Raw genomic sequence first — 26,918 nt, 5'->3', positions numbered from 1 at the left:
CGAAGCCGAAGCGAACTACTATGCTGCCGCTGAGCAGATCGTTATGGCGGCGTGACTCACATCTAATGGCCTCCGGCAAACCCGGCGCGGTTCACCCCGGCAAACATGCGCATAACATTCCACGACCTACCTTTTGGGGACAGTTGGGCAGAGACCATATACGTTGCGCCGGTTACCTCTAACGTCTGCGTTCGGGGACGGGCAACCCTGACTAATGACCACATTGGTGAGCACACTGCTGTCGGAGGCTGCAGCTGGGCGAATGGCTGTCTCTGGCGGGATCTGCCGTGCGAGGACCGATCGGCGAACGGCGCACGTTGGTCGGGAGCAGCCGCGAACCGAAGTTCAGCGCGGCATAGTCAATTCGACGGAGATTCCTACCCCCCCTCGCGACGATTCTTGAGCTTGCCTCTTGGTTCCTGTCTGAAACCTTGACCCCTTCCTCGCTCATCGAGACAAAACGGAGCCGAGAACTGACGGCACTTCTGGTGTTACCAGAGAATTATTGCAGATAACTTCTATTTCATTACCAATACCTTGAGGTTATTTAAAGGCAACCGCAGGGTCACAAATTGGGTGCGCACGATCGCCAATGAAGTCACCTTCGGATACTTGCACGTCTCACCGCTCCGGCTGAAGCATCGAGCTATCGTTCTGCGTTGCGCGCCCATATGATCAATGCATCTAGAGTAGCAATATTTGATTCGAGAAATTTTGAATTTGCGTAGAACGCCATGCCGTCGTCATTATTTACAAAGTGCTTGGAGCGCCGCGCGAAGGTTCATGTCATTCACTATCAAGAGGGCTCTCGCCTGGGCCAGACTCATGCCCAAGGCAACAAGAACACCGAGTTTGATATCGCCGTGGGCGCGGGCAAGCGCCGCGTCGGCAGTATCCATGTCGGTATCGGCTAAGTCCGCTACCATGCGCTGACCGCGCACCAGCAACTTCGCATTCGAGACGCGCATGTTCACCATCCGCCCGCGATAGACCAACCCCTTCCGCAGCATGATCGCGGTCGACAGAAGATTCAGTATCGCCTTTTGCGCGGTGCCCGCCTTCATCCTGGTGGAACCGGCGACGATCTCCGCTCCCGTATCCGCGGCGATGGGATGCTCTGCCGCCGCCAGCAGGGGCGTCGCCGGATTGTTGGCGATGCCGATCGTCAGCGCGCCCGCCGCCCGCGCCGCGCGTATCGCCGCGACGGTGAAGGGCGTGCGGCCGCTCGCCGCCAGGCCGAACACCACGTCCGCTGCCTGCAGCCCGGCATCGTCGATCGCCCGCGCACCCGCCTCGGCATCGTCTTCGGCACCCTCGGCCGCTTCGGTGAGCGCGCGCATGCCCCCGGCCATGAGGAATGCCACCCGCGCGCGCGGCCAGTTGAAGGTCGGATACAGCTCGACGCCGTCCTGCACCGCGATCCGCCCGGAGGTGCCGGCGCCGACATAGACCAGACGCCCCGTCTCCCCGAGCCGCCGTGCCGCCGCCTCCGCCGCCTCGGCGATGGGGGTGGCCAGGCTCCGCAGGCTGGCAATTGCCGCCAGTTGGCCTTCGACCATCGCCTCCACCGCAATCGCGGTCGGCCATTGGTCGAGGTCTTGATAGCGGGGATCGATCGCTTCGGTTGCCATGGCGCTGCGTCCTTCAGGAGGCGACGGCGGTGGGAGAAGGGGATGCGATGCACACGAGGAACGCGACAAGCGTGCCGATGCAGAGCTGGAAGGGGAACGCGAGGCCCGTCAGCGCCGCCGGGAGTCCGGCCGCGCGGGCGATCGCGGGCTGGAGCAGCGAGACCACGACGAAGCCGGCAAGCAATGCGGCAATCACCGAGCCCGTCGTCCCGCGCGCGGTGAACACGGCGGCAAAATAGACTCCGAGCAGCCCGGCATAGGCAAACACCATCACCTGCAACGCGAATTCCAGCAGCCCCATGTTCGAATGGTGCTGCCAGAAATAGGATGCCACCGCCATCGTCAGCATGGCCAGCCCGATCAGCCCCATGCCCACGCGCCCGGCGATGACGTAGTGACGGTCCGACGCGCCGCGCTGCGCCTCGCGCCAGGGACGATAAAAGTCCTGGATCAACACCGATGACATGGCGTTGAGCGCCGAATTGGTCGTCGCCACCGCCGCCGCGGTGATGCCCACGGTGACCAGCCCGCGCAGCCCGGGCGGTACTTCGGTAAGGATGTAGTGCATGAAGATGCTGATCTTCTCGCCGCCGAACTGCTGGCCGGCCTGCGCCGTGGCGCCGCGCATCAGATCGGGCCGATCGTAGAACACATAGAGCAGCAGGCCGATGGTGACGAACAGCGCCACCACCGGGACGGTCGCCAGCACGGACAGATACAGGCCGCGCGCGCCGGTGCGCGCATCGCGGCAGGCGAGCAGCCGCTGCGTCATGTCCTGGTCCATCCCCGCTGAGGCGGTGTGCAGCAGCGTCACCCCGGTGACGATGGCGAGCAGCGAGAAGGGCCTGTCCAGGCTTGTCGAGAGGTCGAACAGGCGCAGCTTGTTGATCCCCTCCGGCGTATACGCCAGGCCCTGCAGGATCTCGGCATTGGAGGCGGGGATGGACAGCCGCAGGAACACCAGCACCGCGATCGCCGACCCCAGATAGATGACGAACTGCACGAGGTCGTTCCACAGGACCGAGCGGAGCCCTCCGACGAAGGTGAACAGGAAGCTGGCGGCGACCAGTGCGGCGGCCGCGCACAGGATGCTCGTCGCGCTCACCGTCATCGTCGCGACCATCGCGATGGCGATCGCGGCGAGATAGATGCGCGCGCCACCCGCGAAGATGCGTCCGACCAGGAACATGCCGCCGGCCCAACGGGTCGCACGCATGCTGAAGCGCCGGGTGAGCAGTTCATAGGCGGTCGTCACCCGCGCGGCATAGAAGCGCGGGATCAGCACGCGCGCGACGAAGATCGCCCCGAGCAATACGCCCAGATTGGAGCCGAGATAGCTGTAATCCCCCCTGTAGCCATAATCGGGCGCACCGAGAAAGGTCGCTGCGGACTGGGTCGCGGACAGGACCGACACCGCGGCAAGCCAAGCGGGAACGGTGCCGCCGGCGAGGAAATACTCGCGCGCATTTTCGGTCCGGCGCGGCATGAACACCCAGCCGCCGATCAGCAGCACCGCGAAATAGGCCGCGATCACGATCCAGTCCGCAAGGGTGAAGGAGAGAGCCATCGTCGTCGCAACCCACGCTGAAGGGTGTATCCGCCGGCCCAGCGGCCTCCGCATGCCACGACGGGTCGCACATCCATCCGAGCCCTGTAAAGCGTGGCCCATGGCCGACCGTTATGGCAGCCCGCCATGGTGGAATGGGTAGCCACCCGGCTCCATGCTATGGCTGGGAGGATGGAGGGCTTGAAGATCCGCAGGCGGTGCAAGGACCATTTCCCCGCGCGTCTCGCGACGGCGTGGCTGGTCGCATGCGCGGCCGCGCTTGCGCCGATCCCGGCACCGGCACGCGCGGCGCCTGCCTGCCCCACGCTGCAAGAGCCCTCCTCCGGGCCTCAAGACATCCGCTTCGTGCATCTGGACGAGGCGGTGCAGAAGGGCGTCGGCGCGCTCTATCCTGGCGCCGTGCTCCTGGTCGCGGCCCGGGGGCGGATCGTGCATCGCGCGGCATTCGGCGCCGCCCAGACGCTGGCATCGACGCCCGACGGCGGGTTGCGGACGCTGGCGACGCCGCGGGCGATGACCGTCGACACGCTCTTCGACATGGCGTCGATCACCAAGATCGAGGCGACCACGGCCGCGGTCCTGCACCTCGTCGGCACCGGCAGGCTGTCGCTCGACGATCGCCTCGGCGCGCTGTTGCCGGAGTTCCGGACCACCGACAAGGCAGACGTCACGGTGCGCCAGTTGCTCACGCACCGGGCCGGCCTCTGGGAATGGCAGCCGACCTGGCTGCACCGCGACGCATCGGGCCGGGTGCTGCCCTATCTGGCGGCGCTGCCGCGGCGCTATCCGGTGGAAACGCGCTTCGCCTATTCCGATCTCGGCTTCATGCTGCTCGGCGCGATCGTCGGCAAGGCCGCCGGGATGCCCTTGGACCGCTATGTCCGCGAGCAGATCTACCGCCCGCTCGATATGGTCGACACCGGCTTCCTGCCCGCACCGGCGCTGCGTCGGCGCGCCGCGGCGACGTCGCAGGGGGATGGGTATCAGCGGCGCATGGCGGAGACCGGCAAGCCCTACCCGGCCGCGCCCTTCCCCGCCGCCCAGCCCTTTTCCGCATATCGCAGCACCATGCTGGTCGGCGAGGCGAACGACGCGAACGCCTGGCTTGGCTGGGGCGGCGTAGCGGGCCATGCCGGGCTGTTCTCGACCGCGACCGACCTCGCCCGCTATGCGCAGGCCTTGCTGAACGGTGGCTGCTACGGGCGCTGGCGGCTCGCGCCTGCCGAGACGATCGCCGCCTTCGAGCAGGCCCCCTTTGATCCCGACCAGGCCCTGGGCTTCCACAAGACGCGGCTCAGCGGGATCGCCGCGCCCTTTTACGGCCATTCGGGCTTCACCGGCACCTGGTTCGCCTTCTCCCCGGACCTGGGCCTGACGGTGGTCTTGCTCACCAATCGGCTGCACCGGCCGGACCGCGAAGCCTATCCCGCGCTGGATGCGCTGCGGGAGGTAGTGTTGCGGGGGGCCGTGGACGCGGTGACGCGGGAAGGCGTCGAGCACGGGAAGGGGCAGGCATGGCGGTAAATCTGGGCGTTATCGAGGGCTTTTTCGGCAAGCCCTGGAGCTGGCCGGACCGCACCACCGTCCTGCGCACCTTGGCGGGCGCCGGCTATCGCTTCTACCATTATGGCCCCAAGGCGGACCCGTTCCTGCGCCGCCGCTGGCGCGAGCCGCACCCGCCCGAGCAGTTCGCCGCACTGGCTGCTTTCGCCGCCGAATGCAGGGCGCGCAACGTCCGCTTCGGCGTGGCGCTCACCCCGGTGGGAAGCACCCACCCGTTCGGCGACGAATCGCGTGCCGCGCTGAAGCAGAAGCTCCGGCAGCTCGATGCGCTGGGGATCGACGACCTCGCCATCCTGTTCGACGACCTCCCCGCCGAGTTGCCCGATCTGGCCCGCGGGCAGGCCGAACTGGTCGATTTCTGCGCGAATAACAGCCGCGCCGGCCAGGTGTTCTTCTGTCCCAGCTTCTATTCGGACGACCCCATTCTCGAGCGCGCCTGGGGCAAGCGGCCACCGGCATATCTGCCGGACCTTGGGCGCTATCTGGATCGCCAGGTGCGCGTCTACTGGACGGGCGAGGAAGTCGTGTCGCGCGAAATCGGCGTCGCCCACCTCAGGCGCGTGCAGGAGGAACTCGGCCGCAAGGTGTGCCTGTGGGACAATTATCCGGTCAATGACGGCGTGCGCATGTCGCAATTCCTGCACCTTCGCGCCTTTACCGGCCGGCCCGCCGCGATCCGCCGTCACCTCAGCGGTCACGCGATCAACCCCGCCTCGCAGCCGATCCTGTCCTGTATTCCGGCGCTGACGCTCGCAGCCAGCTACCGCGAGGGCAGCCGCTATGCCTATGGCGCGGCGTTCCTCGAAGCTGCCACCACCGTGCTCGGCAGCGAATTGGCGACGGTGCTCCGGCGCGACATCCTGCCCCTGCAGGACACCGGCCTCGACAGTCTCGGCCCGCGCTTCGCCGAGCTGCGCGAGCGCTACGGGGCGATCGACCATCCGGCGGCACGCGAGATCACTGCCTGGCTGGACGGCCGCTTCCGGACGACGCTGGAAGAAGTGCAGACGCAGTAGCGGAGGATCGGGATGACGCAATTCTTCCTCGGCGTGGATGCGGGCGGCAGCAACTGCCGCTGCCGCCTGGTAGATGCCACCGGCCGGGTGCTTGCTACCGCCCAGGCCGGTCCCGCCAATGCCGGGCTGGGACTAGCCGCACTCTATGCCACGCTGCGGGAGGTGACCGAGCGGGCAATCGGCACGGCGGGGCTCGACGCGGCGCAGGTCGCGGGCATCCGCGCCGCGATGGGCATCGCCGGCATCTCGCGGCCGGGTGTCCGCGCCGCGCTGGACGACCTCGCCTTCCCCTTCGCGTCGACGGTGTTCGATACCGATGCCGCCATTGCCAATCTGGGCGCGCATGGCGGCGGGGACGGCGCGGTCTTGATCATCGGCACCGGCAGCGTTGCGCAGGTGCGGGTGCGCGGGCAGAATTTCCGGATCGGCGGCTATGGCTTCCCGATTTCGGACGAAGGCAGCGGTGCCGCACTGGGGCTGAGCGCGATGCGCCACGCGCTGCGTGCCCTGGATGGCCGGAGCCGCGCGACGCCGCTCAGCACCGCCGTTACCGAGCGCTTCGGCCACGATACCGCGCGCGCCGTCGCGTGGATGGATCAGGCCACCCCGCGCGACTATGGCAGCTTCGCGCCGCTGGTGATGGACCATGCCGAAGCCGACGACGCCATCGCCCGCTCGATCGTCGAGGACGCGGTCGGCCATATCGAGCGCTTCATCGAGACGATCTTCGAACGCGGCGCCGCACGCTGCGCGCTGCTCGGCGGCCTCTCGGCCAAGATGCGACCATGGCTGCGTGCCCGCACCGTGGCGCGGCTCAGCGAACCCCTGGGCGACGCGCTGAGCGGCGCACTCTATCTGGCGGGCCTGCCCGCCCGGCCAGCGGAGAACCAGCCATGATCGAACGTCGCCAGTTCCTGGTCGGCGCCGGCATCGCCGCCTTGTCCCCCCAAGCCAAGGCCACCGCGAAGGCGCTGCAGCCGTCGCCGCCTTCGCCGCCCCTGCTCGCCTCCAACGCCCTTGCGCTGTTACGGGGCTGAGCCGCCAAGCGTGCGATCGAGGAAGCCGTCGGTCGCGGCATAGGCCTGCACCCAGCTTTGATAGCGGAAGAATTCGTGCCGCTCGTCGGGCAGCATCAGCGTCTCCAGCGGCACGCCCCGGGCAGTCAGCGCCGCCGCCAGCCGCACCGATTGGGCGAAATCGACGTTGCGATCATCATCGCCATGGACGAGCAGCACCGGCGATCGCCAGCGATCGATCGCTGCTGCCGGCGAGGATTGCCAGGCCATCGCGCGCCAGCGGTCCTGCTCGGCGGGCGGCAGCATCGGCGGCGGCGCGCGGACCAGATCGTGGACGCCGTGGAGATCGACGCCGGCGGCAAACATCGCGCTGTCACGCGCCAGCCCCAGCGCGGTCAGATATCCGCCCCAGCTGCCGCCCCACAGCCCGATCCGATGCGGGTCGATATCCCTCCGCGCGGCCAGCCAGCGCGCGGCAGCCAGCACGTCGCGATACTCGCTGGCGCCTTCCCGCCCGGTTTCCGCAGCCTCGCGGAAGGCGCGGCCATAGCCCGTGCCGCTGCGATAGTTGATCGCCAGCACGTCGAAGCCATCCATGGCGAGGTGCTGGTTGAGCAGATAGGCACTGGCGTAATAGGGCATGAGGTGGAATGCCGGCAGCATCTGGCGCCGCGGACCGCCGTGGAGGAAGATCAGCGCCGGATGCTGCCCGTTGCCCCCACGACGCGCGCGGAACAGGGTGGCGTGGACGGTCACGCCGTCCTCGGCCGTGAAACGCACCGGCTGGGGCGCGACGAAATCGCGGGTCTCGGCGGGATCGCTGTACGCTCCCAACGGCGTCACCACGCCCGCCCCCGCGACCAGCGCGACATGCGGCGGGCGGCGAACGTCGCTCACCACCACCGCCAGGGCGTTGCCAGCAACGGTCGGGAACCCCTCGATCCCGTCGCCAGGCGTCCATTGCCGCGCGCGTCCCCCGGCGAGCGGCTGCTGCCAGACATGCCGTCGTTCCAGATCGCCCTGGTTGCCGGCATAGATCAGCGTGCGGCGGTCGACGGACAACGTGAAATTCTCGACCTCGGCCTCGCCCGGCGTAAGGTCGATGGCCGTGCCGCCCCGCGCCGGGACCGCCAGCACATGCACCCAGCCGCTCGCTTCGGAGGGAAAGAGCAGCCGATCGTCCGCGCTCCAGAGCAGATTGGCGGTACGGGTGCCGTAATAGTCGCCACCTGCCCCCGCCCCCGCGCGCCAGGCGGTCCGCGCCAGGCCCGTCGCGAGATCGACAATCCGTATGCTCCAATAGGATGCTTCGGTGCCGGTGGCGCCGAAGGGCGGCGTGACGGTGCGGATGAAGGCGATCGAAGCGCCGTCTGGCGAGAAGATCGGCGAGACATCCTGTGTCATCCCCGGATCGGGATAGCTGAGCGTGCCGTCGGCGAGGTCGAACAGTGCGATCAATCCGTGATCGCCGCGTCGGCTGACGAAGAGCAGGCGCTTGCCGTCCGGCGCCCAGGACAGATCCTCGATCTTGCCGGGCAATTGCGCGAGCTTCGCCGCGGGCCCGTCCGCCGCCGATGCCAGCAGCAGCGTGCCGCCTACAACAAAGGCCACGCGCTCGCCATCGGGCGAGAACACCGGCGCATGGCCCTCCCCCAGCGACCGCGCTGCCCCGCCGGTGGCGGTGGCGCGCACCCAGACGCTCTGGCTGCCGCCCCTCGCTGCATGGCCGCTGTTAGGCGGCGGCAGATCGGGGAACTCGGCATCGCCCCCCTGGGTCCAAGCGATCCGCGTGCCGTCACGGTTGAGCGCCAGGCTGTGCAGATCCACGCCGTCATCGATAGTGCGGTCGGTCAGGCGACGCGGCGACTGTCCAGGGGCAGGCAAAAGCCAGATGTTGCGGACACCGGCGCGGAGCTCGACCCAGGCGAACACCGGCCGATCGCGTGCCCCGGTCAGCCCCACCGCCATCGGCAGCGCCAGCAATCGCGCGATCGCCGGGCGATGATCGGGCCGCGACTGGGCCGCCGCCCCCATGACGAGCAGCGCTGGCCCGATCAGCAGCGCGGATCGGAGGAAGCGGCGAAGGGGACCATGGCATCTCGACATGCCCGAACTATGCGCGGAGGATGCCGCAGCGGCCAGATGCCTGGAGGCTATGGCTCGCCTATCGCCGGGTTATGCGGGCACCGGCTCAATAGGCCGCCGCGATCGCGACGAGCGCCGCGTCGATCACCGCCGTCGCGCTCGCTCCGCCGGGCATGTCGTTGGCATAGGCCGCAAAGGTCAGCGTCCGCCCGCTCGCGGTCCTCATCTGTCCTGCCAGCGCGTTGGCGGCGTTGAGCGTGCCGGTCTTCGCCCAGAGGCGTCCGGCCAGCGGCGTACCGACGAACCTACGGGCAAGCGTCCCGTCGGTCGCAGCTACGGGAAAGGTGGCGCGCCACGCCGCCCCCCAGGGCTGTGTCTCCGCCCAGCGCAGCAACGCCACCGTCGCGCGCGGGGTCACTCGGTTGTAGCTCGACATGCCGGCGCCATCGGCGAAATCATAGCTGGTACGAGCGATGCCGGCACGCGCCAGCAGCGCATCCACCACGGCATGGCCGTCCGCAACCGCGCCGCTCGACCCGAGCCGGCGCAGCAGCAGCTCGGCATGGAGGTTCTGGCTCGTCTTGTTGGTCAGCCGCAGATCTTCGGCGAGCGGCGGCGGCGTGAGGCGTTCCAGCGCGGGCGCAGGCACCGCTGCCGCGGGTATCGCTCCGCTTAGTGCAGGATCTTCCGCGTGCGCCAAGGGTCGGTGACGCACGGTGACGTGCCCCGCCACCCGTACGCCCGCCGCCCGCAACAGCTGCGCAAAGCGCCACGCCGCGCGGTGTGCCGGATCTTCCACGCCCATGGCCAGCACCACCGGCGAAGTTCCGGCCGCGATGCTGCCGGTCAGCCGCAGCAGGTCGCTGCCGGGCATGCGCTCCACCGTAAGCGTTTTCGGGCTGCCGCCCGCACCGGTCGTCGCGACATTCTCGATCCGGTAATAGCCGTCGCTGGTAATCCCCGGCGCCGTTCCCTCCGCGGCCGGGCGGACCGTCAGCGTCACGACATTGTCGTCCAGCGTCAGCGCCGAAATGCCGGTGCCATACACGCCTTCCATGTTGTTCCAGCTCATCCCCAGCGGCCAGCGCTCGTCCGGAAAGGCGCTGTCGTCGCCGACCACGTCGCGCACCGCCCGCGTCCGCCGGGCGACCGCCGCAGCCAGATCGGCCAGGCAGTCGACGCGACAATCGGGCGCCGAAGAGAGGCGGGCATCGCCGTGACCCGCCAGGACCACCGTCGGCGTACCGCGTCCCTCAAGCCGTACCGTCGCGCCCCCCGCACCGTCCGGCGCCGCCACGTCCAGCGTCGCGAAGGCGGCAGCGGTGGTGAACAGCTTGGTGTTCGAGGCGGGAACGAAGCGCTCGTCCGGCCGTAGCGCGACGATCTCGCGGCCGGCGGCATCCACCACGACGAGCCCGATCCGCGTGCCCGGCGGCGCCTTTGCCAGCGCTTCCGCGACGGCCGGCGGCAGCGGCGCATCGGCCGGCGCACCGGCCAGCAACAGGGGCAGCATCAGGCTCCACATCATCGCCGCTCGATCTCCTCGCTCAGCAGGGTCAGGAACTCGGCGGCGAGCGCCGAGGGCGGCCGATCGAGCAGATGGATGGCATGGACGTCGAACGTGACGGACGGGCGCAGGGGCCGCATGGCCAGGCCCGGCACCATCGACGCCGCCGCCGTAAAATTGTCGACGATCGCCAGCCCCACCCCCGCGCGCACCAGTGCCGCCGCGATGTAGAAGGTTCGCGCCACCACCACTTCGTCGAGCACAAGCCCGAGGCGGTCGATCTCCTCGGACAGCAGCTTGCCGATCGGCCCACTCCCTTTGAGCGAGATCAGCGGCCGCCCGACGAGCTGCGACAATTCCAGTCGTGGCGGTGCGCCCGGCATGTCGCGCTCGCGGTACAGGACCACCAACTCGCCCTCGCCCAGCCAGCTATGGGTGAGCGCCACCCCGCGCGGCGGCTCGCTGGCGATGGCGATATCGCTTTCCCGCTCATAGAGTTTGCGGAGCAGATCGTCGTGATGCACCGTCTGGAGATCGAAGCGGACATTGGGCCGTCGCGCCAGGAAGCGCGATACCGCGTCCGGCAGCACGCCGAGGCCGAGGCTGGGCAGCGCCGAGATGCGCAGCGTCGTTCCCGCCCCGATCCGCAGGTTCCGCCCCGCCTCGCGCAGCGCACGGACCCGGTCCTGAATATCGGCCACATCGGCGAACAGCGCATGCGCATCCTCGGTCGGCAGCAATCGCCCGTTGGAGCGCTGGAACAATTCGAAGCCGAGCAGGCTCTCGGCATGGCGGAGCGTCTTGGACACCGAAGGCTGCGAGACGTTGAGCGCGCGGGCGGCCGCGGAAACCGACCCGTTCACATATACGGCGTGGAAAATCTCGATGTGGCGCAGGTTCATGGATGCAGCCTAGCGCCCCCGCCTCTATTCGACCACCGGCCCGCGAAAGCGCACGGCGTCCAGTTCTCCTTCACCCCGGGCGACCAGCGTCGCCACTGCCAGGTTGGCGGAGGCGGACGGCACAGTCCGGGTCATGTCGAGCAGACGATCGAACGGCAATACCAGCCCCACCACCAGCGCGGTCTGCTCCGCCCCCACGCCGATGGCCGAGAGCATCGCCGCCAGCATGAACAGCGAAGCGGAAGGCACCGGTGCGGTGCCGAACGCCGCCAGCGCGCCGGTCAGCAGCATGGTCACCAGCATCGTCGTGTCCGACACGATGCCCAGTGCCTGCAACGCGAACTGGCCGAGCAGCCCGACATACATCGCCGTGCCGTCCTTGCCGATCGACGCGCCGAGCGGCAGCACCGTGGAGGCGACACCGCGCGATATCCCCAGATTATCCTGCGCAACCCGCAGCGCGACCGGCAGCGTCGCCGAGGAGGAGGCGGTGGAGAAGGCGACGATCAGCGCGTCTGCGATGCCACGGAAGAATCGGATCACCGGCAGCCGCGCGACCAGCCCGATCAACGCGGCATGAACGACCAGCATCTGGACCAGCGAGGCGAGCACCACCGCCAGCGCCAGCCAGCCGACATGGACGAAGACCGCCGCTCCGTTCACCGCCACCGCCTGGGCGATCAGCGCCAGCACGCCGAAGGGCGTCAGTTCCATCACCGCGCGAACGATATGCAGCAATACCGTCGACAGGCCCTGCAGCAGCGCAACGACCGGTTTCCCTGCCTCGCCGGCCATCACGCTGCCGGTGCCGAGCAGCACCGCCACGAAGATGATCGCGAGCATGTCGCCCTTCGCCAGCGCCTCAACAATGTTGAGCGGCACGATCGACAGCAGCTGGTCCGCCGGCGTGACCGGCGGCCCCAGCGGATGCGGCACCACCCCGCCCAGCGACATGCCTGCGCCAGGCCGCAGCGCCAGCCCGATGGCCATGCCGATCGAGACGGCGACGAGGGTGGTGGCCGCGAACAGGCCTACCGTCCGCAAGCCGATCGACCCCAGACGGCGTGGATCGCCCAGCGTGGCGATCCCTGCCGCGATGGTGATCAGCACCACGGGGACCACCAGCATCTTGATCAGCCGGACGAACAGTTCGCCGACCAGCCGGATCGCGCCGGCGGCCTCGGGCCACAACAGTCCCAGCGCCAGGCCCAGCAGCAACCCGCCGACCACCCGCTGCCACAAGGGTATCGCGAACCATCGACGGATCAGGCGCAAGCGGGCGTTCCCCAGAAGCCGGGCTCGGGCGCTTTCAGGATGCCGCCGTCGTCGCGCGCGCCGCGGGGCCGGTCCTGCGCGAGCCAGAGCGGACCATCGAGGTCAACGAACGCCGCGTCTCCCGCCACCAACATCGCCGGCGCAATTCCCAGCGACGAACACACCATGCACCCCACCATCACGCCGAACCCTCGTGCCTTCGCCTCTGCCGCCAGTGCGAGAGCTTCGGTCAAGCCGCCGGTCTTGTCGAGCTTGACGTTGACATGGCTGTACCGCCCGGCAAGCCGGTCCAGATCGGCGCGGGTATGCAGCGCCTCGTCTGCGCAGATCGGGATCGCACCGGCCAGGGCACCCAGCCCGGGGTCTTCGCCTGCCGGCACCGGCTGTTCGAGCAGGTCGACGCGGTGCGCGCGCAGCATCGCCAGGCGATCGGCAAGATCCTCCACCCGCCAGCTTTCATTGGGATCGACGATCAGCCGCGGCGCGGGCGCGACGGCGCGGACGGCGGCGATCTGCTCAGCCGCCCCGGCGCGATCCACCTTGATCTTGAGCAGTGGCACCGTCGCGGCGGCGCGCGCAGCGGCGACCATCGCCGCAGGCGTGTCGATGCCGATGGTGATCGCCGATGCAAGCGCCCCGACCGGCGCGACACCGGCAAGCGCGGCAACGCTTGTCTTCGCCAGCCTGGCCTCCAGGTCCCAGAGCGCGCAATCGACCGCGTTGCGCGCGGCGCCCGCCCGCATCGCCGCAGCGAGGTCCGCGCGCGTCCCGCCGCCCTCGATGAGCCCGCGCACCCCTTCGATCTCGGCGATCGCGCCCTCGATCGTCTCGCCATAGCGCGGATAGGGCACGCCCTCGCCCCAGCCTTGCACGCCACTTTCCTCGATCGTCACCGTCACCACATCGGCGGCGGTCTTCACCCCCCGCGCGATGCGAAACGGGGTCCTCAGCGGGAAGCGGTCGTGGCGAACGGCGAGGATGCGGCGCATGCAGGCTCCAGCAACAGGTCGATGATCGGCTCGGCGCCGAAGCGATAGGGGTCGGTGCAGGGCAAGCCCAGCGCGTCCGCGGTCTCGGCGCAGAGACGTCGCGCGGACGCCTCGTCCAGCTTGGCGGTGTTGAGCGCGATGCCCACGGCGCGCACGTCCGGGCTGGTCAGCTTGGCAACACGGAGATTGGCCTCCAGGCACTCGGCCAGACCCGGCATCGAATAATGCGGCAAGCCCCGCATGTGCGGCCGCAGCGGATCGTGGCAGAGCACGAGCGCGGTCGGCTGCGCCCCGTGGAGCAGTCCCGTCGAGACCCCCGCAAATGCCGGATGGAACAACGAACCCTGGCCTTCGATGAGGTCCCAGCCATCATCGTCGCGCGCCGGCGCCAGCGTCTCGATCGCGCCGGCGATGAAGTCCGCGATCACCGCGTCGAGCGGCACGCCCTCGCCGGCGATCAGGATGCCGGTCTGGCCGGTTGCCCGGAAATCCGCCGCGATGCCCCGCGCGCGCAGCGCATCTCTCAGGCACAAGGTCGCGTACATCTTGCCGACCGAGCAATCGGTGCCGACGGTCAGCAGGCGGTTGCCGGGACGCCGGCGTCCATTCCCGACCGGCAGGGTCTCGGGCGCGTCGCGCACGTCGAACAGGGAAACGCCCGCCGCCGCTGCCGCCGCGACCAGCTCGGGCACGTCGCACAGCCGCTGGTGCAGGCCGCAGGCGAGGTTCAGGCCGGCACGGATGGCGGTCAGCGCATCGCCGATCAACCAGTCGGGGAAGCGTCCCCCGGGGTTGGCGATGCCCAGCACCAGCGTCCGTGCACCGGCGGCATAACCGGCCGCAGCGTCCATCCGCGGCAGGCCGAGGGTGAAGGGGCAATCGTCATGCCGCCACTCGCCCACGCAATCGTGCTGGCGGAAAGCGGCCAGGCCGCGTGAGGTCTTGAGGCCGATCTCGTCATCGGAATGGCCGAGATAGAGCAGGTAGGGAGCGGGAATGGTCATGATGCGGACATGATGGAGCGGCGGTGCGCGCGCCGCCAATCGCGCTCGCACCACCGCCTATAACGCGCGGCTATTGGCCGCAGCCCGCGGGCCGGGGCCGCAGCAGCGCCCGCCCTGCGGCGATCCCCGTCGCCGCGCCGTCAGACAGCGCCAGCCGCCCGTTGACGAACAGCGCCGCGACGCCCACGCTGGTGACGCGCGGATGCAGGTAATCGGCGCGCGGTGCGTAGCGTTTGGGATCCAGCACCACGACATCGGCATAATAGCCCCGCCGCAGATAGCCGCGCTGCGGGATCTGGTACATGTCGGCCGTCGCGCCCGTCGAGCGGCGGATGAACTGACCGAGGCCGATCACCTTCCGATCGCGGACATAGGTGCGATAGAGCCGCGGGAAGGTCGCATATTGGCGCGGATGGCCGTTCGATCCGTCCGACGAGGTCACCACCCAGCGCTGCTTCATGATCAGGTCGACATCGCGGTCGATCATGTTGAAGCTGGCGACGTCGGTGCCCGCCGGGCCGGTGCCCGCCGCATCGGGCGTGCGCAGGATCCGGATCGCCGCACCGATCGGCGAAAGCTGCCACTGGGTGGCGATCTGCGCCAGCGTCTTGCCGCTCCAGGGCTGCCCCTGCGCGGTCAGCAGCAGCGACTCCGCGCCGCCGCGGCGACGCAGATTTTCCGCCATCTCGGTCTTCAGCCGCACCAGCGTCGGCGGATCGTCGAACCGCGCGAGCAGCTTGGCATACCCGCCGTCCATTGCCCAACTCGGCACCAGCGCGGCATCGACGCTCGAGCCCGAGGCGAGCCAGGGATATTGGTCGGCAGTCACGATCTGGCCGGCGCGGCGCGCCGCCTCGATCGTGGCGATCAGCGCCGGCGCCTGCCCCTGCACGGGAACCCCCAGCGCCTTCAGATGCGCGAAATGGACCGGGGTGCCGGCAATGCGACCGATCTCGATCGCTTCGCGGGTCGAGGCGAGCAGCCCGATGGCATAGTTGGATTCGTCGCGCTGGTGGGTGTCGTACATGCCACCGCGCTTGCCCGCCTCGCCGGCGACCGCGGCCACTTCCTCGGTCTTGGCGAAGCTCTGCGGCGGGTAGAACAATCCGGTCGAGAGGCCATAGGCCCCTTCGCACATCGCGGCTGCCGCCAGGCGCTTCTCCTCCGACAGCTCCGCCGATGTCGGCGCGCGGGCATCCTGGCCGAGCACGTGCTGACGGATCGACCCGAAGCCGACGAACGGCACGATGTTTGTGCCGATGCCGCTCGCCTCCAGCGCGTGTGAATCCTTGGACACCTCGAACGTCCCGTAGCCGTCGACACCGATGACCACCGTCGAAACGCCTTGTGCCAGCCACGGCAGATTGAGCCGGGCCTTCGGATCCGATGAGCGGATATAGCTATCCGGATGGGTATGGGCGTCGATCAGGCCGGGTGCGACGATCATCCCGCGCGCATCGATTACCTTGGCCGCGGCCGTGCCGCGCGCGCGTCCGACATAGACGATCCGATCGCCTTCGAGCTCGACGTCGCCGACGAAGGGCGGCGCCTCCGCGCCCGTATAGATGGTGCCGCCGCGGATCACGACATCGACGCGCGGTACGCTCGACGCAGTGGCGGCGCACCAGACAAGGGCGGTCAGGACAAGGCGCTTCATCGCGGGCTCCTATCGGGTTGGAGACGGGTGACAGTTACCGCCACCGCGTCGACCGCGGCACGGCTGAACGGCATGGGCTGCATCGTGCCGGTGGCCCAGGGGGCAACCTGGTCCTGCCGATGGGGTGAGCGCGGATCGTTCGACTGGCCCGGCAGGTTGAGCAAGACCGAACGGTCCCAGTCGCCGACGTCGATGACTTCCAGATAGCTGGCCCCACCGCCGACCCGCCAGTCCGGTCCGTTTCCCAGCCAACGCGCCATCACCGTGAAGCTGTCCCCGCCCGATCCGCCAGCCTCGATCGGCGGGAAGGCCGCCGCGATCGCCGGTATGCGCGCCAGCGGATGAGTGATGCGCACGCGGTGCAGCGCGTCCCACCGCCACGTCGCTGGGTCGCTGCCGAGCAACTTCACGGCGTCTGCCCAGCCAGCGGCGAGTGCGGCGTCGACCAGGTCCGGGCGGCTCGCCGCGACACGCAGCAATTCGGGCGGTTCTATCGCCGGGATCAGGTCGCGGGCGCGCTCCGGTACCAGCGCGGCAAGCATCCGCGCGTTCAGCGCGCGGAGCACGATTTCGTACAACGCCGCGGCGCTGCTCGCGCCTTCGATCCTCGCGTCCCAGCGCGCCAGCATCGCGGTGGCGGCAGCGGCCTCGGCCGAGGGCCGGACGGGCAGCATCGCCTGGAAGCGCCGGGCGAGCAGCGACAGCGTGTCGTGCTGCAGCGCCACGCTGTCGGCGATGCTGTGCCGCGTCTGCGTCGACAGCACCTGCGCGATGCGATCGTAGCGCGCGGGGTCGCGGAACGAGAAGGCCGGGCTCCGCTCGACCGGCCAGCTGCGTGGCAGGTTGTTCTGATTGGCGGAGGCGAACCAGCCTGCGGGGGGGTCATAATCGCTCGGCAATGCGCGAAAGTCGCGCATCCCTGTCCAGTCGTAGCGGCCGTCGCCCGGTACCGGCAGCAGCCCGTTGCCGCGCTTGCGCTGCGGCCAGAAGCCGATCACCTGCCGGCCGTGATGGCCGCGAACATCGGCATAATGGAAGTTGGTCGGCGACGGGTGCAGCTTGAACGCCTCGCGCAGCCCGGCCCAATCGCGCGCAAGGTTGATCGCCACCATGGAAAAGGCGCCCGACCCGCCCGGCTGCATCCCCACCGACGCCAGCGACGTGGCGCGCCTTCGACCGAAATCATGCGCGATCACAGGGCCCTGCGCAGCGTAGCGCAATATCGCCCGGTGCGGGGCGGCGCCCTTCACCTCGATATCGACCTCCACGCGCGTGAAGCGTTTCCAGCCGCCGTCATGGCGGTAGCGCTCGGGGTCCTCCGGGTGGAGCTCCAGCACGAACAGGTCTTCCTGGTCGATGTGGAAATTGGTGCGGCCGAAGGCGAAGCGATCGGTATGCCCCTGCATGATCCCCGCCAGCCCCGGCGCGCCACCGCCGATCACGTCGAGGCCTGGGGCGCTGAGGTGCGCGACATGGCGCGGCCCGAACCCACCTATGCCGAGATGCGGGTCATTGGCCAGGATCGGACGGCCGGTGGCGGTGCGGCTGCGCGCCACCGTCCAGGCGTTCGATCCCGCATTGGCGGCGCTCAGCAGCTCGTCTGGGTCCTGGGTCGGGGTCTCCCGCCCGAACGGCAACGCCCCCAGCCGGAGCACGCCCATGTCGGCCTCGCTCACCTGGGCGCTGTCCAGTCCCTCGGGCACCGCCATCGCGATTTCGGGGCGCAGCGGTGCGACCAGACGGTCAAGGTCGAGCAACCCCATTGCCGCGAGCCGCGCACGGCGGATCTCGTCGTCGATATTGCCGACCGAACCGCCCCTTGCCAACACCAAGTCGCGCAGGTCCCAGCGCAGCGGCATCACGCCTAGGATGCGGTATTCCAGCGGCAACAATGTCGGATCCCGCTCCACCTCCGCGATGCGCGCGTTGATCCCGGCGACATAGCCCCGCACGCACGCCAGCACTGACGGGGGGACCTGCGCCAGCTCCGCATCGAGATCGCCGCGATAATGGAAGAGGCGCGCGGCCGCATCATGTTCGGCGAAATCGGCACCGAACACTTCCGCCATCCGTCCCATGGCGCGGCGATGCCCGAAATCGATCTGAAACAGCCGATCGCGCGCGACGACATAGCCCTGACCGAAAAACGCATCCACCTTGGTCGCTGCGCGGATGTGCGGCACCCCCCAGCGATCGTCGACAATCTCAATCGCTCGCGAAAGCCCGGCAACCGTCGAGGAGGAGGTATCGCCCGGCCACGCGATCGCACGCACCGGCAGCGTTGCACCGAAAGCGGTGGCGCCGAACAGGAAGCTGCGGCGATCGACCATGATGTCCCCTCGAGCAAGCCACGCGGCGACACGCTCCTCGAATGGGCAGGCGTGGCGCGTTCAGGGAGCATAAAGCGACCGCGCGCGGGTGCAATCGCACCATAATCCAAGGCTATGGCACACCCAACGAACGATTGTCGCGGGAGCCTTGACCTGCTTCGCCTTCGCCCTGCACCATCGCCTAGAGCACGGATCAGCGACAAGAACATGACCGTCCGCAGGAAATCACGCTCCAGAAACATCAGATACAGGGGGATTGCAGATGACCGACGGATCATGGCGCCGGCTATTTTCGACCGGAACGGGGTTGACCGCTTTGTCGATCGCGTTGGCAAATCCCGCATTCGCGCAAACCGATGGCCCAAGCGGTAGTGCGGCCCCCCAGGCGCAGGGCGAGGCGCAGAATGTCTCGACCGACGAACTGATCGTGACCGGTTCGCGCATCCTGCGCAACGGCTTCCAATCGCCGACGCCGCTGACGGTCGCGACCCAGGAAGATATCCGCAACACCTCGCCGACCAACAACATCGCGGACTTCGTCAACCAGCTGCCGGCGCTGGCCGGTTCCACGCGGCCCTCCAACTCGCGACTGGCGATCAGTTCCGGCCTTGCCGGCATCAATGCGCTCAATCTGCGCGGCCTGGGCGAGATCCGGACGCTGGTGCTGCTCGACGGGCGCCGGACCGTCGGATCTAGCGTCACCGGGCTGGTCGACGTAAACACTTTCCCCCAGGCACTGGTGAAGAGCGTCGAAATCGTGACCGGGGGCGCTTCCGCCGCCTATGGCTCGGATGCCGTGGCGGGCGTCGTCAACTTCATCCTCGACAAGAAGTTTCAGGGTATCAAGGCGTCGGCGGACAGCGGCATCACCGGCCATGGAGACGGCGCCAACTATTCGTTCAGCCTCGCGGGCGGCACCGCATTCGGCAGTGATGGACGCGGCCATGTCCTGCTCAGCGGCGAATGGGCGCATCGCGACGGCATCTTCCAAGTCGACCGCGACTGGAATGCGCGCGGCGTCGTTCGGATAACCAATCCCAACTACACCAACACCAACGGCCAGCCGCAATATCTCATCCGCCAGCCGGTCGGCGTCGCCAACGCGACGCCGGGTGGCATCATCCTCAACTCGAGCGGCGGTGTCGCGAACAGGTTGCGCGGCATCTATTTCGGCAATGGCGGCGCGGCGGGCCAGTTTCAGTACGGCGCGCTCACCTTCCCCGCAGTCGGCGGCGCCACTGCCCCCTCGCTCACTCAGGGCGGCGACTGGCAGCTCAACGACCAAGGCCGCAACATCGGCCTCGATACGGATGACGATCGGCGAGGCGTGTTCGGTCGCGTGAGCTACGACGTCGGCAGCGGCATCTCGCTGTTCGCGGAAGCATCGTACAACTGGCAGAAGACGCTGTTCAACGCTGGTCCGCAATTGACAACCAGCACAACTCTCAGCGCCGCCAATCCCTATTTGCAGACCGCGCTGGCCAACGCCGTTTCTGCCGGGCTCATCACCCCGGCAGAGCGGGCTGCCGTCACTTCAGTGACGATCGGCACTACCGCCGTCGACCTGCCCTATCGCAAGAACAACAGCACCCGCGACGTGCAGCGGTACGCGATCGGCGCAGAGGGGGAGTTCCAGGCGTTCGGCAGGAAGGCGATCTGGAACGTCTACGGCCAATATGGCGAGACCAACGCGCACGAGCAGCTTCGCGACATCATGAACACCACGCGCATGGCCAATGCGACCGATGCCGTGTCCGCGCCGGCAGGCAATGCCCTCGGCGTTGCGGCGGGAACGATCGTGTGCCGGTCATCGCTCACCGCACCGACCAATGGCTGCGTCCCGCTCAATCGCCTGGGCATCGGCGTGACGAGCCAGGCGGCGATCGACTACGTGCTGGGCGATCCCTATCGCGACCAGAGGCTGAAGCAGACCGTGGCCGGCGCCAATCTCTCGCTGACGCCGTTCGCTACCTGGGCGGGCGACGTCAGCATCGCGGTGGGCGGTGAGTATCGGCGGGAGTCGGTCTCCGGCTATGTGCCGACCGACTATCAGACCGGCTGGTCCGTCGGCAATTTCCTGCCGACCTTCGGCAGCTACAACGTCAAGGAAGCCTATCTCGAGACGGTCGTCCCGCTCGGCCTGGGAATCGAGTTCAACGGTGCCGTGCGCGCCACCGACTATTCGACCTCGGGCTATGTCACGACATGGAAGGTCGGTGCCAGCTGGCAGCCGATCCCGGACATCCGCTTCCGCGCGACCCGTTCGCGCGACATCCGCGCGCCCAATCTGAGCGAGCTTTTCCAATCGGGCACGTCGCGTACCAACACGCTGACCGACCCGGCGTCCGGCCGTACCACCGTCACCTTCCGCGAGATCACCACAGGCAACCCCAATCTGCGCCCGGAAAAGGCGGACTCGGTCAATATCGGCGTCGTGCTCCAGCCCCGCTTCCTCCGCGGTTTCTCGGCATCGGTAGACGGCTTCGACATCAAGCTGAAGGACGCCATCGGCCAGTTCTTCGCGCAGGACATCATCAATCGCTGCTACGAGGGCCGTACCGAGTTCTGCGCTGCCTATGGGCCGGACCCGACCGGCGACCGCGAATTGTTCTTCAGGGCAAGCCCGTTCAACTTCGCCCGGCAATGGGTCCGCGGGATCGACGTCGACGCGAGCTACCGCGTGGAACTCGACCGGATCTTCGGCGGGGCGCCCGGCGCGATCACCCTGCACGGGCTGGCGACCCGCTACATCCACAACATCACCGACAGCGGCGTGCCCAACGTGGTGCCGATCGACGTCGTCGGGCAGCTGAGCGGCACCAGCCCGCCCGAATGGATCTATCGCTTCAATGCCAGCTATGAAACCGAGCGCTTCTCGGTCACCGGCACCGTTCGGGGCGTGAGCAGCGGCACCTATGGCAACAATTACATCGTGTGCAACGGCGACTGCCCGGTCGGGCGCGCGTCGGCCGTGGTGTCGCAATTCCCGACGATCGACAACAACCACATCTCGGGTGCGGCCTATGTCGATCTGAACCTCACCGCCAAGATTTCGCAGGGCGAGCGGACCCGCGGGGAAGTGTTCCTGAACGTCACCAACCTCCTCGATCGCGATCCGATCCTGCTTCCCGAAACCGGACTGGCGGCAAACAGCACCTATTCCGACCTGCTGGGCCGGGCATTCCGGGTCGGGATCCGGTTCGAGCTGCGGTGACCGCGCGTCGCGGGGATGGCGCTCCTCCCGGACTGCACGCGATCCATCCCCGCCGCGCGCTCCTCCAGTCCTGCGCTGCCATCGCCATTGCCGGGTGGGGCAGCGCGGCGATGGCGCTGAACCGGCGCACCGAACCCACGAGAAGGGTGAACGCCATGGGCATAAGGGACGTCGTGACCATTGCCGATGACGCGTGGGGCGTGCCGCATATCCGCGCCTCCTCCATTCCGGATGCCTATTTCGGGCAGGGCTATGTCGTCGCCCGCGACCGGCTGTTCCAGATCGATCTGCAGCTGCGCCGTGATCTCGGCAGGCTGGCGGAGTCGTTCGGCGCGCGGTTCGTCCCCCATGACCACGCCGCCCGCCTGCTGCTCTATCGCGGCGACGTCGAGGCGGAACTGGCAGCTCTCCCGGCCGAAGTGGTGGCCTGTGCCCGTGGCTATGTCGACGGGATCAATGCCCGCATCGCCGAGCTGGAGGCAGACCCGTCGCTGCTGCCGCCCGAATATGGCGTGCTGAAGCTGCGGCCGCTGCGCTGGGACATCGCCGATCTGGTGCGCATTCGCAGCGGCGACATGGGCAGCAGCTCCGACGAAGTCCGCCGAGCGCAGCTGGCGGCGCGCGGGCTGCTGGATCTCGATGCGCTGACCGCGCCGCTGGCTTGGGACTGGAAGCCCCGGCTGCCCGAGGGACTCGATGTCGCGGCCGTCTCGAAGGCCGATCTGGGCATCCTCGGCGAGACCGAAGGTCCCCTGCCCTGGAACGACGCGGTGCTCGCTTCCTACGACCCGGTCTATGATCGGCTTGATCGCGAAGCGCATGGCAGCAACGCATGGACGATCTCCGCGGCGCGCTCCGCCACCGGCCGCCCGATCCTCGCCAATGATCCGCATCTCGGAATCGGCGGCTTCTCGCCGCGCCACCTCGCCCACCTGACCGCGCCGGGCTTCGACGTGATCGGCGCCGGCAGCCCCGGCATGCCCGGGATTATGCAAGGCCATACTGACCATTACGCCTTTGGACGGACCAATTCGCACATCGACCAGGAAGACCTCTACATCCTGGAACTCAAGCCCGACGACCCGGAATGCTATCGCCACCAAGACCAATGGAAGCGGTTCGCGACCACAACCGAGACGATCCGCGTGAAAGATGCCTCCGACGTGGTGGTGACGCTCCGCACCGCCAAGCACGGCCCCGTGCTGCTGCACGACCCTGCCCGGCGCCGCGCCACGGCGATGGCGTCGGTCTCGCTGCGTCCCGGCGCGAACATGACCTTTGCGATCATCGCACTCAACCTCGCCAAGAACTGGGAGGAACTTGCGCAGGCCGCGCGGCTGCACGTGGCACCGACCAACCTCCATTATGCCGATATCGACGGCAATATCGGCTGGCGGCTGCTCGGCCATGTGCCGATCCGCACCCGGCACGACGGCCTGTTGCCCGTACCCGGCGACGGACGCTATGACTGGCAGGGTATCCACCCGACCGGAGCGATGCCGACGCTGCGCAACCCCGAAAGCGGCTGGTTCGCCTCGGCCAACCAGTTCAACCTTCCACCGGACTGGTCGCCGGACAAGCGCGTGACGAGCTTCACCTGGAACGCACCCTATCGCTATGATCGGATTGCGCAGGTCCTCGGCGAGTCTGGGAAGCATGGGTTGAAGGAGAGCGTGGCCTTGCAGCACGACGATCTTTCGCTGCCGGCGCAGGCATTGCTGCCGCTGCTGCCGCGGGATCTCGAGGGCAAGGCGGCGCAGGCGGCGGCGATGCTGCGCGGCTGGGATGCGCGTCTTGGCGCCGACAGCGGCCCCGCGGCCCTTTTCGAGATGCTTTGGATCGAGCTGGGCGCAGCGTGCCTGGCCGCGATCGTGCCGGCTGCCGCCCGCGACCTCGTCACGTCGATCGACCCGCGCCCGATGCTCGCGCTGCTCACGCACCCCGATGCGCGGCTCGGGTCCGAGCCGGAAGCGGCACGCGACGCGCTCCTTGCTGCGGCGCTCGGCCGGGCCTGGGACGCAGCGGAGTGCCGATTCGGAGCCGACCCGGCGGCTTGGCGCTGGGGCGATGCCCACCGTGTCGCCCTGCGCCATCCGCTGTCGAGCCGGCCTGCGATCGCCGCTGCCGTTCCGGCAATCGAGGGCGGCAGATCGGGCGGCGACGGCTACACCGTGATGGCGCGCGGCTATGTCGCCGCCCGCAACTGCACCGTCAGCCACGGCGCGAGCTTCCTGATCGTCTGCGACATCGGCAATTGGGACGCGAGCCAGGTCCTGTCGCTGCCGGGCCAGTCGATCGATCCCCGCTCCCCCCATTATCGGGACAGCTACGCGGCCTGGTTGGCCGGCCAAGCGCGGCCGTTTCCGTTCAGCCGGCGGGCCGTCGACGCGCATGTCCGCCAGGTGACGGAACTGCGCCCATGAAGATCGGACGGCGCCGCTTCGTGCAGTCGATCACCCTTGCGCCGATGCTCGCGTACCTGTGCCAGCGACCCGGAAGCGCCGCAGCCGCCACCGTGTCGACCGAGCGATTCTCTGCAGCCTTCAGCGAGATCCAGTCCTGGGTCGGCAGGGCCTTTCCCGGTGCCGTCGTCGCGATCGGCATGCGCGGCCGCCTCGTGGCATTGCAAAGCTTCGGAAAGATCTCGTCCGCGCCCGATGCGCCGCCGATGCCCAAGGATGCAATCTTCGATCTCGCTTCGCTCACCAAGGTGGTCGGCACGACCACCGCCGCCGAGCTTCTTTACGACCACGGGCTGCTGGACCTCGACCGTCCGGTGGTCGCGTATCTTCCGGCCTTTGCCGGCACGCCCGGACACGAGCGGATCACGGTGCGACACCTGCTCAGCCACAGCTCCGGTCTGTTCACCACCGATCTGCTCTGGCAGCACAGCCGCAACCGGCAGGAGCTTCTTGCTCTGATCGATCGCATGCCGGTCGTGTGGAAACCAGGTTCGCGCTATCAATATCGCGACGAGAACATGATCCTGATGGGCCAAATCGTCGAGCACGTGTCGGGGATGCCGCTCGACCGCTTCGTGCACGACCATGCGTTCCTCCCGCTGAAGATGCGGGATACCGCCTTCAATCCCTCGGCACGCCAACTGGCACGGATTCCGCCGACAGAACAGGACGATGTGTTTCGACACCGGCTGGTACGCGGCGTGGTGCATGACGAAAATGCCTATGTGCTGGGCGGCGTCGCCGGACATGCCGGGCTGTTCTCGACCGCACAGGATCTCTCGAAGCTCGCCGCGCTCTACCTGCGGGGCGGGAAACCTCTGTTGAAGCCGGCGAGCGTTGCCGCCTTCACCACGCGTCAGGCCGATCCACCGGGTACCTCGCGCGCGCTGGGTTGGGACATGCCCGATGCTGCCGGCAGCTTCGCCGGGCCCCGGGCCTCCCCCGACGCGCTGATCCATACCGGCTTCACCGGAACCTCCATATATATCGACCGGCGGCGCGGCGCCTTCATCATCCTGCTGAGCAACCGGGTGAACCCCAGCCGGGACAACAAACGCATCGCAGACGCTCGAATAGCAATCCACACGGCGGTGCTGTCGGCGATTGATGGTGCCTTCAACGAGGCAAAACCCTGGACCGGCGTCGCCTCGCCGCCTCGTACGTGCCTGCGGGCGATCGCATCTTAGAGATCGCCGCCGATGGAGTCGGACGTCGCACGCTTCAACAACGGTAAACCGGGGCGAACGCAATCCCGATTATCGGACGCAACCCGTCACGCGCACCGTCTACCCTGCGGGTCGAAGAGAGCTTGCTCCCTTTCCTTCCGTCGCGCGGCCAGTCAAACACAATCAGCAATTTCGGTCATTTCGACCGCGCCTCCGCACTCCGCGCCATCTCGACGTGACGCGCCATAACTGAGTAGCCCCTAGTTTTCTAGACGCCTTCCGCCTTCAGAACCTGCTGCCGTTCGAACTGGACGGGCGACAGCATCCCGTTCCTGACCTGCTTGCGCACCGGGTTGTAGAACATCTCGATGTAATCGAACACGTCCTGCCGGGCGTTCGACGCCGGATGCGCTCCCGCTTGAGCGAGGAGAAGAAACTTTCGGCGACGGCGTTGTCATGGCAGTTGCCGCGGCGGCTCATAGAGTGCTCAAGATTGTGCGCGCGTAGGAAGGCAGCCCAGTCCATGCTGGTGAACTGCGAGCCTTGGTCCGAGTGGATCAACACCCGATGCCTCGGCTTGCGTCGCCATGCCGCCATGTGCAGCGCCTGCAGCACCACATCGGTGGTCTGCCGGCTGTGCATCGACCAACCGACCACGCGGCGGGAAAACAGGTCGATCACGACCGCCAGATAGGCGAAGCCTTCCAGGGTGCGAATGTACGTGATGTCTGTCACCCAGGCCTGGTCGGGCGCAGCCACGTCGAATTGGCGATCCAGCGTGTTGTCGACCGCCAGGGACGGCTTGCCGCCATGGCTGCCGGGCCTGCGCTTGTAGCCGATCTGCGCCTTGATGCCCGCCAGCCGGGTCAGCCTGGCAACCCGATTCGGGCAGCAGGTCTCGCCGTGATCCAGCAGATCGTCGTGCAGCTTGCGGTAGCCATAGACCTTGCCGCTGTCGTTCCACGCCCGCCGGAGCAGCTCCGTCTGTCGAGCATCTTCCCGAGCCCGCCGGCTCAGCGGGCTCTTCTGCCATGCATAATAACCACTTGGCTGTACGGCGAGGCACCGGCACATCGCCCGCACGTCAAACCGATCGCGATGCTCGGCAATGAACGCGTATCTCACTTTGCATCCCGAGCGAAATACGCGGTGGCTTTTTTTAGGATGTCGCGCTCCTCGGTCACCCGGGCCAGTTCGCGCTTCAGCTGGCGGATCTCCGCATCCTTGCCGGCATCGCCTGACCCCGCCTTCGTCAGCTGCCGCTTCCACGAATACAGCGAGTGCTGGCTGACGCCGAGACGCTGCGAAACCTCTGCTACCGGATACCCGCGCTCGGTAATCTGGGCCACCGCATCACGCTTGAATTCATCGCTGAAATTGGGCTTCCCCATCGTCGCCTCCTGTCCTCAAAATTAGGATCCAAGTGACCTGCCCCCGGTTGGTCCTGCAGTCATAACGAGAGTCCGCCGGTTTGATATTCGTGGTGCGCCACCGGCACAAGCGCGCCGGGCGTGACGCCTCCGTCTTGCAGGAA

17 protein-coding genes and 1 pseudogene are annotated in these 26,918 nt (G+C 68.0%); 7 read left to right on the top strand and 11 right to left on the bottom strand.

Features of this window, described 5'->3' with window-relative positions; translation table 11 throughout:
• Nucleotides 1–746: 746 nt before the first annotated feature.
• The gene (locus tag GGR89_RS21425) at nt 747–1,631 is read right to left on the bottom strand and encodes an N-acetylmuramic acid 6-phosphate etherase (RefSeq protein WP_125977896.1); all 885 of its coding nucleotides are present in this window, start codon (nt 1,629–1,631) and stop codon (nt 747–749) included.
• Between the two features lie 13 nt (nt 1,632–1,644).
• The gene (locus tag GGR89_RS21420; RefSeq protein WP_125977894.1) at nt 1,645–3,198 is read right to left on the bottom strand and encodes a sodium:solute symporter; all 1,554 of its coding nucleotides are present in this window, start codon (nt 3,196–3,198) and stop codon (nt 1,645–1,647) included.
• 171 nt (nt 3,199–3,369) lie between these two features.
• On the opposite strand from GGR89_RS21420, the gene GGR89_RS21415 reads away from it, so the two are divergent.
• The 4 genes from GGR89_RS21415 to GGR89_RS21400 are packed head-to-tail and all read left to right on the top strand — an operon-like array spanning nt 3,370 to nt 6,814.
• Nucleotides 3,370–4,722 (top strand): serine hydrolase domain-containing protein, encoded by a 1,353-nt coding sequence (locus GGR89_RS21415; RefSeq protein ID WP_125977892.1) that lies wholly within the window; start codon nt 3,370–3,372, stop codon nt 4,720–4,722.
• Nucleotides 4,713–5,777, top strand: a complete 1,065-nt coding sequence (locus GGR89_RS21410) for a beta-N-acetylglucosaminidase domain-containing protein (RefSeq protein WP_125977890.1) — start codon at nt 4,713–4,715, stop codon at nt 5,775–5,777. The genes GGR89_RS21415 and GGR89_RS21410 overlap by 10 nt, the downstream gene beginning before the upstream one ends.
• A 12-nt stretch (nt 5,778–5,789) precedes the next feature.
• Nucleotides 5,790–6,674 (top strand): glucosamine kinase nucleotide-binding domain-containing protein, encoded by an 885-nt coding sequence (locus GGR89_RS21405; RefSeq protein ID WP_125977888.1) that lies wholly within the window; start codon nt 5,790–5,792, stop codon nt 6,672–6,674.
• On the top strand, nt 6,671–6,814 hold the full coding sequence (locus GGR89_RS21400) for a hypothetical protein (protein WP_164521908.1): 144 nt from the start codon (nt 6,671–6,673) through the stop codon (nt 6,812–6,814). Before GGR89_RS21405 ends, GGR89_RS21400 begins: the two co-directional genes overlap by 4 nt.
• Here the strand turns inward: GGR89_RS21400 and GGR89_RS21395 are convergent.
• The 8 genes from GGR89_RS21395 to GGR89_RS21360 all read right to left on the bottom strand — a co-directional run bounded on the left by GGR89_RS21395 (nt 6,803) and on the right by GGR89_RS21360 (nt 18,542).
• On the bottom strand, nt 6,803–8,899 hold the full coding sequence (locus GGR89_RS21395) for an alpha/beta fold hydrolase (RefSeq protein WP_125977886.1): 2,097 nt from the start codon (nt 8,897–8,899) through the stop codon (nt 6,803–6,805). The genes GGR89_RS21400 and GGR89_RS21395 overlap by 12 nt on opposite strands.
• 85 nt (nt 8,900–8,984) lie before the next feature.
• Nucleotides 8,985–10,406, bottom strand: coding sequence for a D-alanyl-D-alanine carboxypeptidase/D-alanyl-D-alanine endopeptidase (gene dacB / locus GGR89_RS21390; protein ID WP_125977884.1), 1,422 nt, complete (start codon nt 10,404–10,406; stop codon nt 8,985–8,987).
• On the bottom strand, nt 10,403–11,287 hold the full coding sequence (locus GGR89_RS21385) for a LysR family transcriptional regulator (RefSeq protein WP_125977882.1): 885 nt from the start codon (nt 11,285–11,287) through the stop codon (nt 10,403–10,405). The genes dacB and GGR89_RS21385 overlap by 4 nt, the downstream gene beginning before the upstream one ends.
• 24 nt (nt 11,288–11,311) lie before the next feature.
• Nucleotides 11,312–12,562, bottom strand: coding sequence for a dicarboxylate/amino acid:cation symporter (locus GGR89_RS21380; protein WP_125977880.1), 1,251 nt, complete (start codon nt 12,560–12,562; stop codon nt 11,312–11,314).
• Nucleotides 12,553–13,551 (bottom strand): N-acetyl-D-Glu racemase DgcA, encoded by a 999-nt coding sequence (dgcA, locus tag GGR89_RS21375; RefSeq protein WP_125977878.1) that lies wholly within the window; start codon nt 13,549–13,551, stop codon nt 12,553–12,555. The genes GGR89_RS21380 and dgcA overlap by 10 nt, the downstream gene beginning before the upstream one ends.
• Entirely contained in the window at nt 13,509–14,555 is a 1,047-nt protein-coding gene (gene dgcN / locus GGR89_RS21370) for an N-acetyltransferase DgcN (protein ID WP_125977876.1), read from the bottom strand. The genes dgcA and dgcN overlap by 43 nt, the downstream gene beginning before the upstream one ends.
• Nucleotides 14,556–14,625: 70 nt before the next feature.
• Nucleotides 14,626–16,212, bottom strand: a complete 1,587-nt coding sequence (locus tag GGR89_RS21365; RefSeq protein ID WP_125977874.1) for an N-acyl-D-amino-acid deacylase family protein — start codon at nt 16,210–16,212, stop codon at nt 14,626–14,628.
• Entirely contained in the window at nt 16,209–18,542 is a 2,334-nt protein-coding gene (locus tag GGR89_RS21360; RefSeq protein WP_126002744.1) for a penicillin acylase family protein, read from the bottom strand. Before GGR89_RS21360 ends, GGR89_RS21365 begins: the two co-directional genes overlap by 4 nt.
• Before the next feature lie 262 nt (nt 18,543–18,804).
• Here GGR89_RS21360 and GGR89_RS21355 point away from each other — a divergent pair, with 262 nt between their 5' ends.
• The 3 genes from GGR89_RS21355 (at nt 18,805) to GGR89_RS21345 (ending at nt 25,405) form a co-directional block, all read left to right on the top strand.
• Complete coding sequence (locus GGR89_RS21355; RefSeq protein ID WP_125977869.1) at nt 18,805–21,756, top strand: TonB-dependent receptor plug domain-containing protein; 2,952 nt, start codon at nt 18,805–18,807, stop codon at nt 21,754–21,756.
• Nucleotides 21,757–21,911: 155 nt separating this feature from the next.
• Entirely contained in the window at nt 21,912–24,179 is a 2,268-nt protein-coding gene (locus tag GGR89_RS21350; RefSeq protein ID WP_241218070.1) for a penicillin acylase family protein, read from the top strand.
• Nucleotides 24,176–25,405, top strand: coding sequence for a serine hydrolase domain-containing protein (locus tag GGR89_RS21345; RefSeq protein WP_241213634.1), 1,230 nt, complete (start codon nt 24,176–24,178; stop codon nt 25,403–25,405). Before GGR89_RS21350 ends, GGR89_RS21345 begins: the two co-directional genes overlap by 4 nt.
• A gap of 247 nt (nt 25,406–25,652) precedes the next feature.
• On the opposite strand, the pseudogene GGR89_RS22125 reads toward GGR89_RS21345, so the two are convergent.
• Nucleotides 25,653–26,775, bottom strand: a pseudogene (locus tag GGR89_RS22125) (IS3 family transposase).
• Nucleotides 26,776–26,918: the final 143 nt, after the last annotated feature.

Source organism: Sphingomonas trueperi (genome assembly GCF_011927635.1).
GTDB lineage: Bacteria > Pseudomonadota > Alphaproteobacteria > Sphingomonadales > Sphingomonadaceae > Sphingomonas > Sphingomonas trueperi.
Note: the sequence above shows the minus strand (reverse complement) of the source record. Positions and strands in the feature narration are given on the sequence as shown.

Coding starts and splice junctions, on each gene's coding strand:
- GGR89_RS21425 (WP_125977896.1), bottom strand. CDS start 1,631: ATGGCAACCGAAGCGATCGATCCCCGCTATCAAGACCTCGACCAATGG.
- GGR89_RS21420 (WP_125977894.1), bottom strand. CDS start 3,198: ATGGCTCTCTCCTTCACCCTTGCGGACTGGATCGTGATCGCGGCCTAT.
- GGR89_RS21415 (WP_125977892.1), top strand. CDS start 3,370: ATGGAGGGCTTGAAGATCCGCAGGCGGTGCAAGGACCATTTCCCCGCG.
- GGR89_RS21410 (WP_125977890.1), top strand. CDS start 4,713: ATGGCGGTAAATCTGGGCGTTATCGAGGGCTTTTTCGGCAAGCCCTGG.
- GGR89_RS21405 (WP_125977888.1), top strand. CDS start 5,790: ATGACGCAATTCTTCCTCGGCGTGGATGCGGGCGGCAGCAACTGCCGC.
- GGR89_RS21400 (WP_164521908.1), top strand. CDS start 6,671: ATGATCGAACGTCGCCAGTTCCTGGTCGGCGCCGGCATCGCCGCCTTG.
- GGR89_RS21395 (WP_125977886.1), bottom strand. CDS start 8,899: ATGTCGAGATGCCATGGTCCCCTTCGCCGCTTCCTCCGATCCGCGCTG.
- dacB (WP_125977884.1), bottom strand. CDS start 10,406: ATGATGTGGAGCCTGATGCTGCCCCTGTTGCTGGCCGGTGCGCCGGCC.
- GGR89_RS21385 (WP_125977882.1), bottom strand. CDS start 11,287: ATGAACCTGCGCCACATCGAGATTTTCCACGCCGTATATGTGAACGGG.
- dgcA (WP_125977878.1), bottom strand. CDS start 13,551: ATGCGCCGCATCCTCGCCGTTCGCCACGACCGCTTCCCGCTGAGGACC.
- dgcN (WP_125977876.1), bottom strand. CDS start 14,555: ATGACCATTCCCGCTCCCTACCTGCTCTATCTCGGCCATTCCGATGAC.
- GGR89_RS21365 (WP_125977874.1), bottom strand. CDS start 16,212: ATGAAGCGCCTTGTCCTGACCGCCCTTGTCTGGTGCGCCGCCACTGCG.
- GGR89_RS21360 (WP_126002744.1), bottom strand. CDS start 18,542: ATGGTCGATCGCCGCAGCTTCCTGTTCGGCGCCACCGCTTTCGGTGCA.
- GGR89_RS21355 (WP_125977869.1), top strand. CDS start 18,805: ATGACCGACGGATCATGGCGCCGGCTATTTTCGACCGGAACGGGGTTG.
- GGR89_RS21350 (WP_241218070.1), top strand. CDS start 21,912: ATGGGCATAAGGGACGTCGTGACCATTGCCGATGACGCGTGGGGCGTG.
- GGR89_RS21345 (WP_241213634.1), top strand. CDS start 24,176: ATGAAGATCGGACGGCGCCGCTTCGTGCAGTCGATCACCCTTGCGCCG.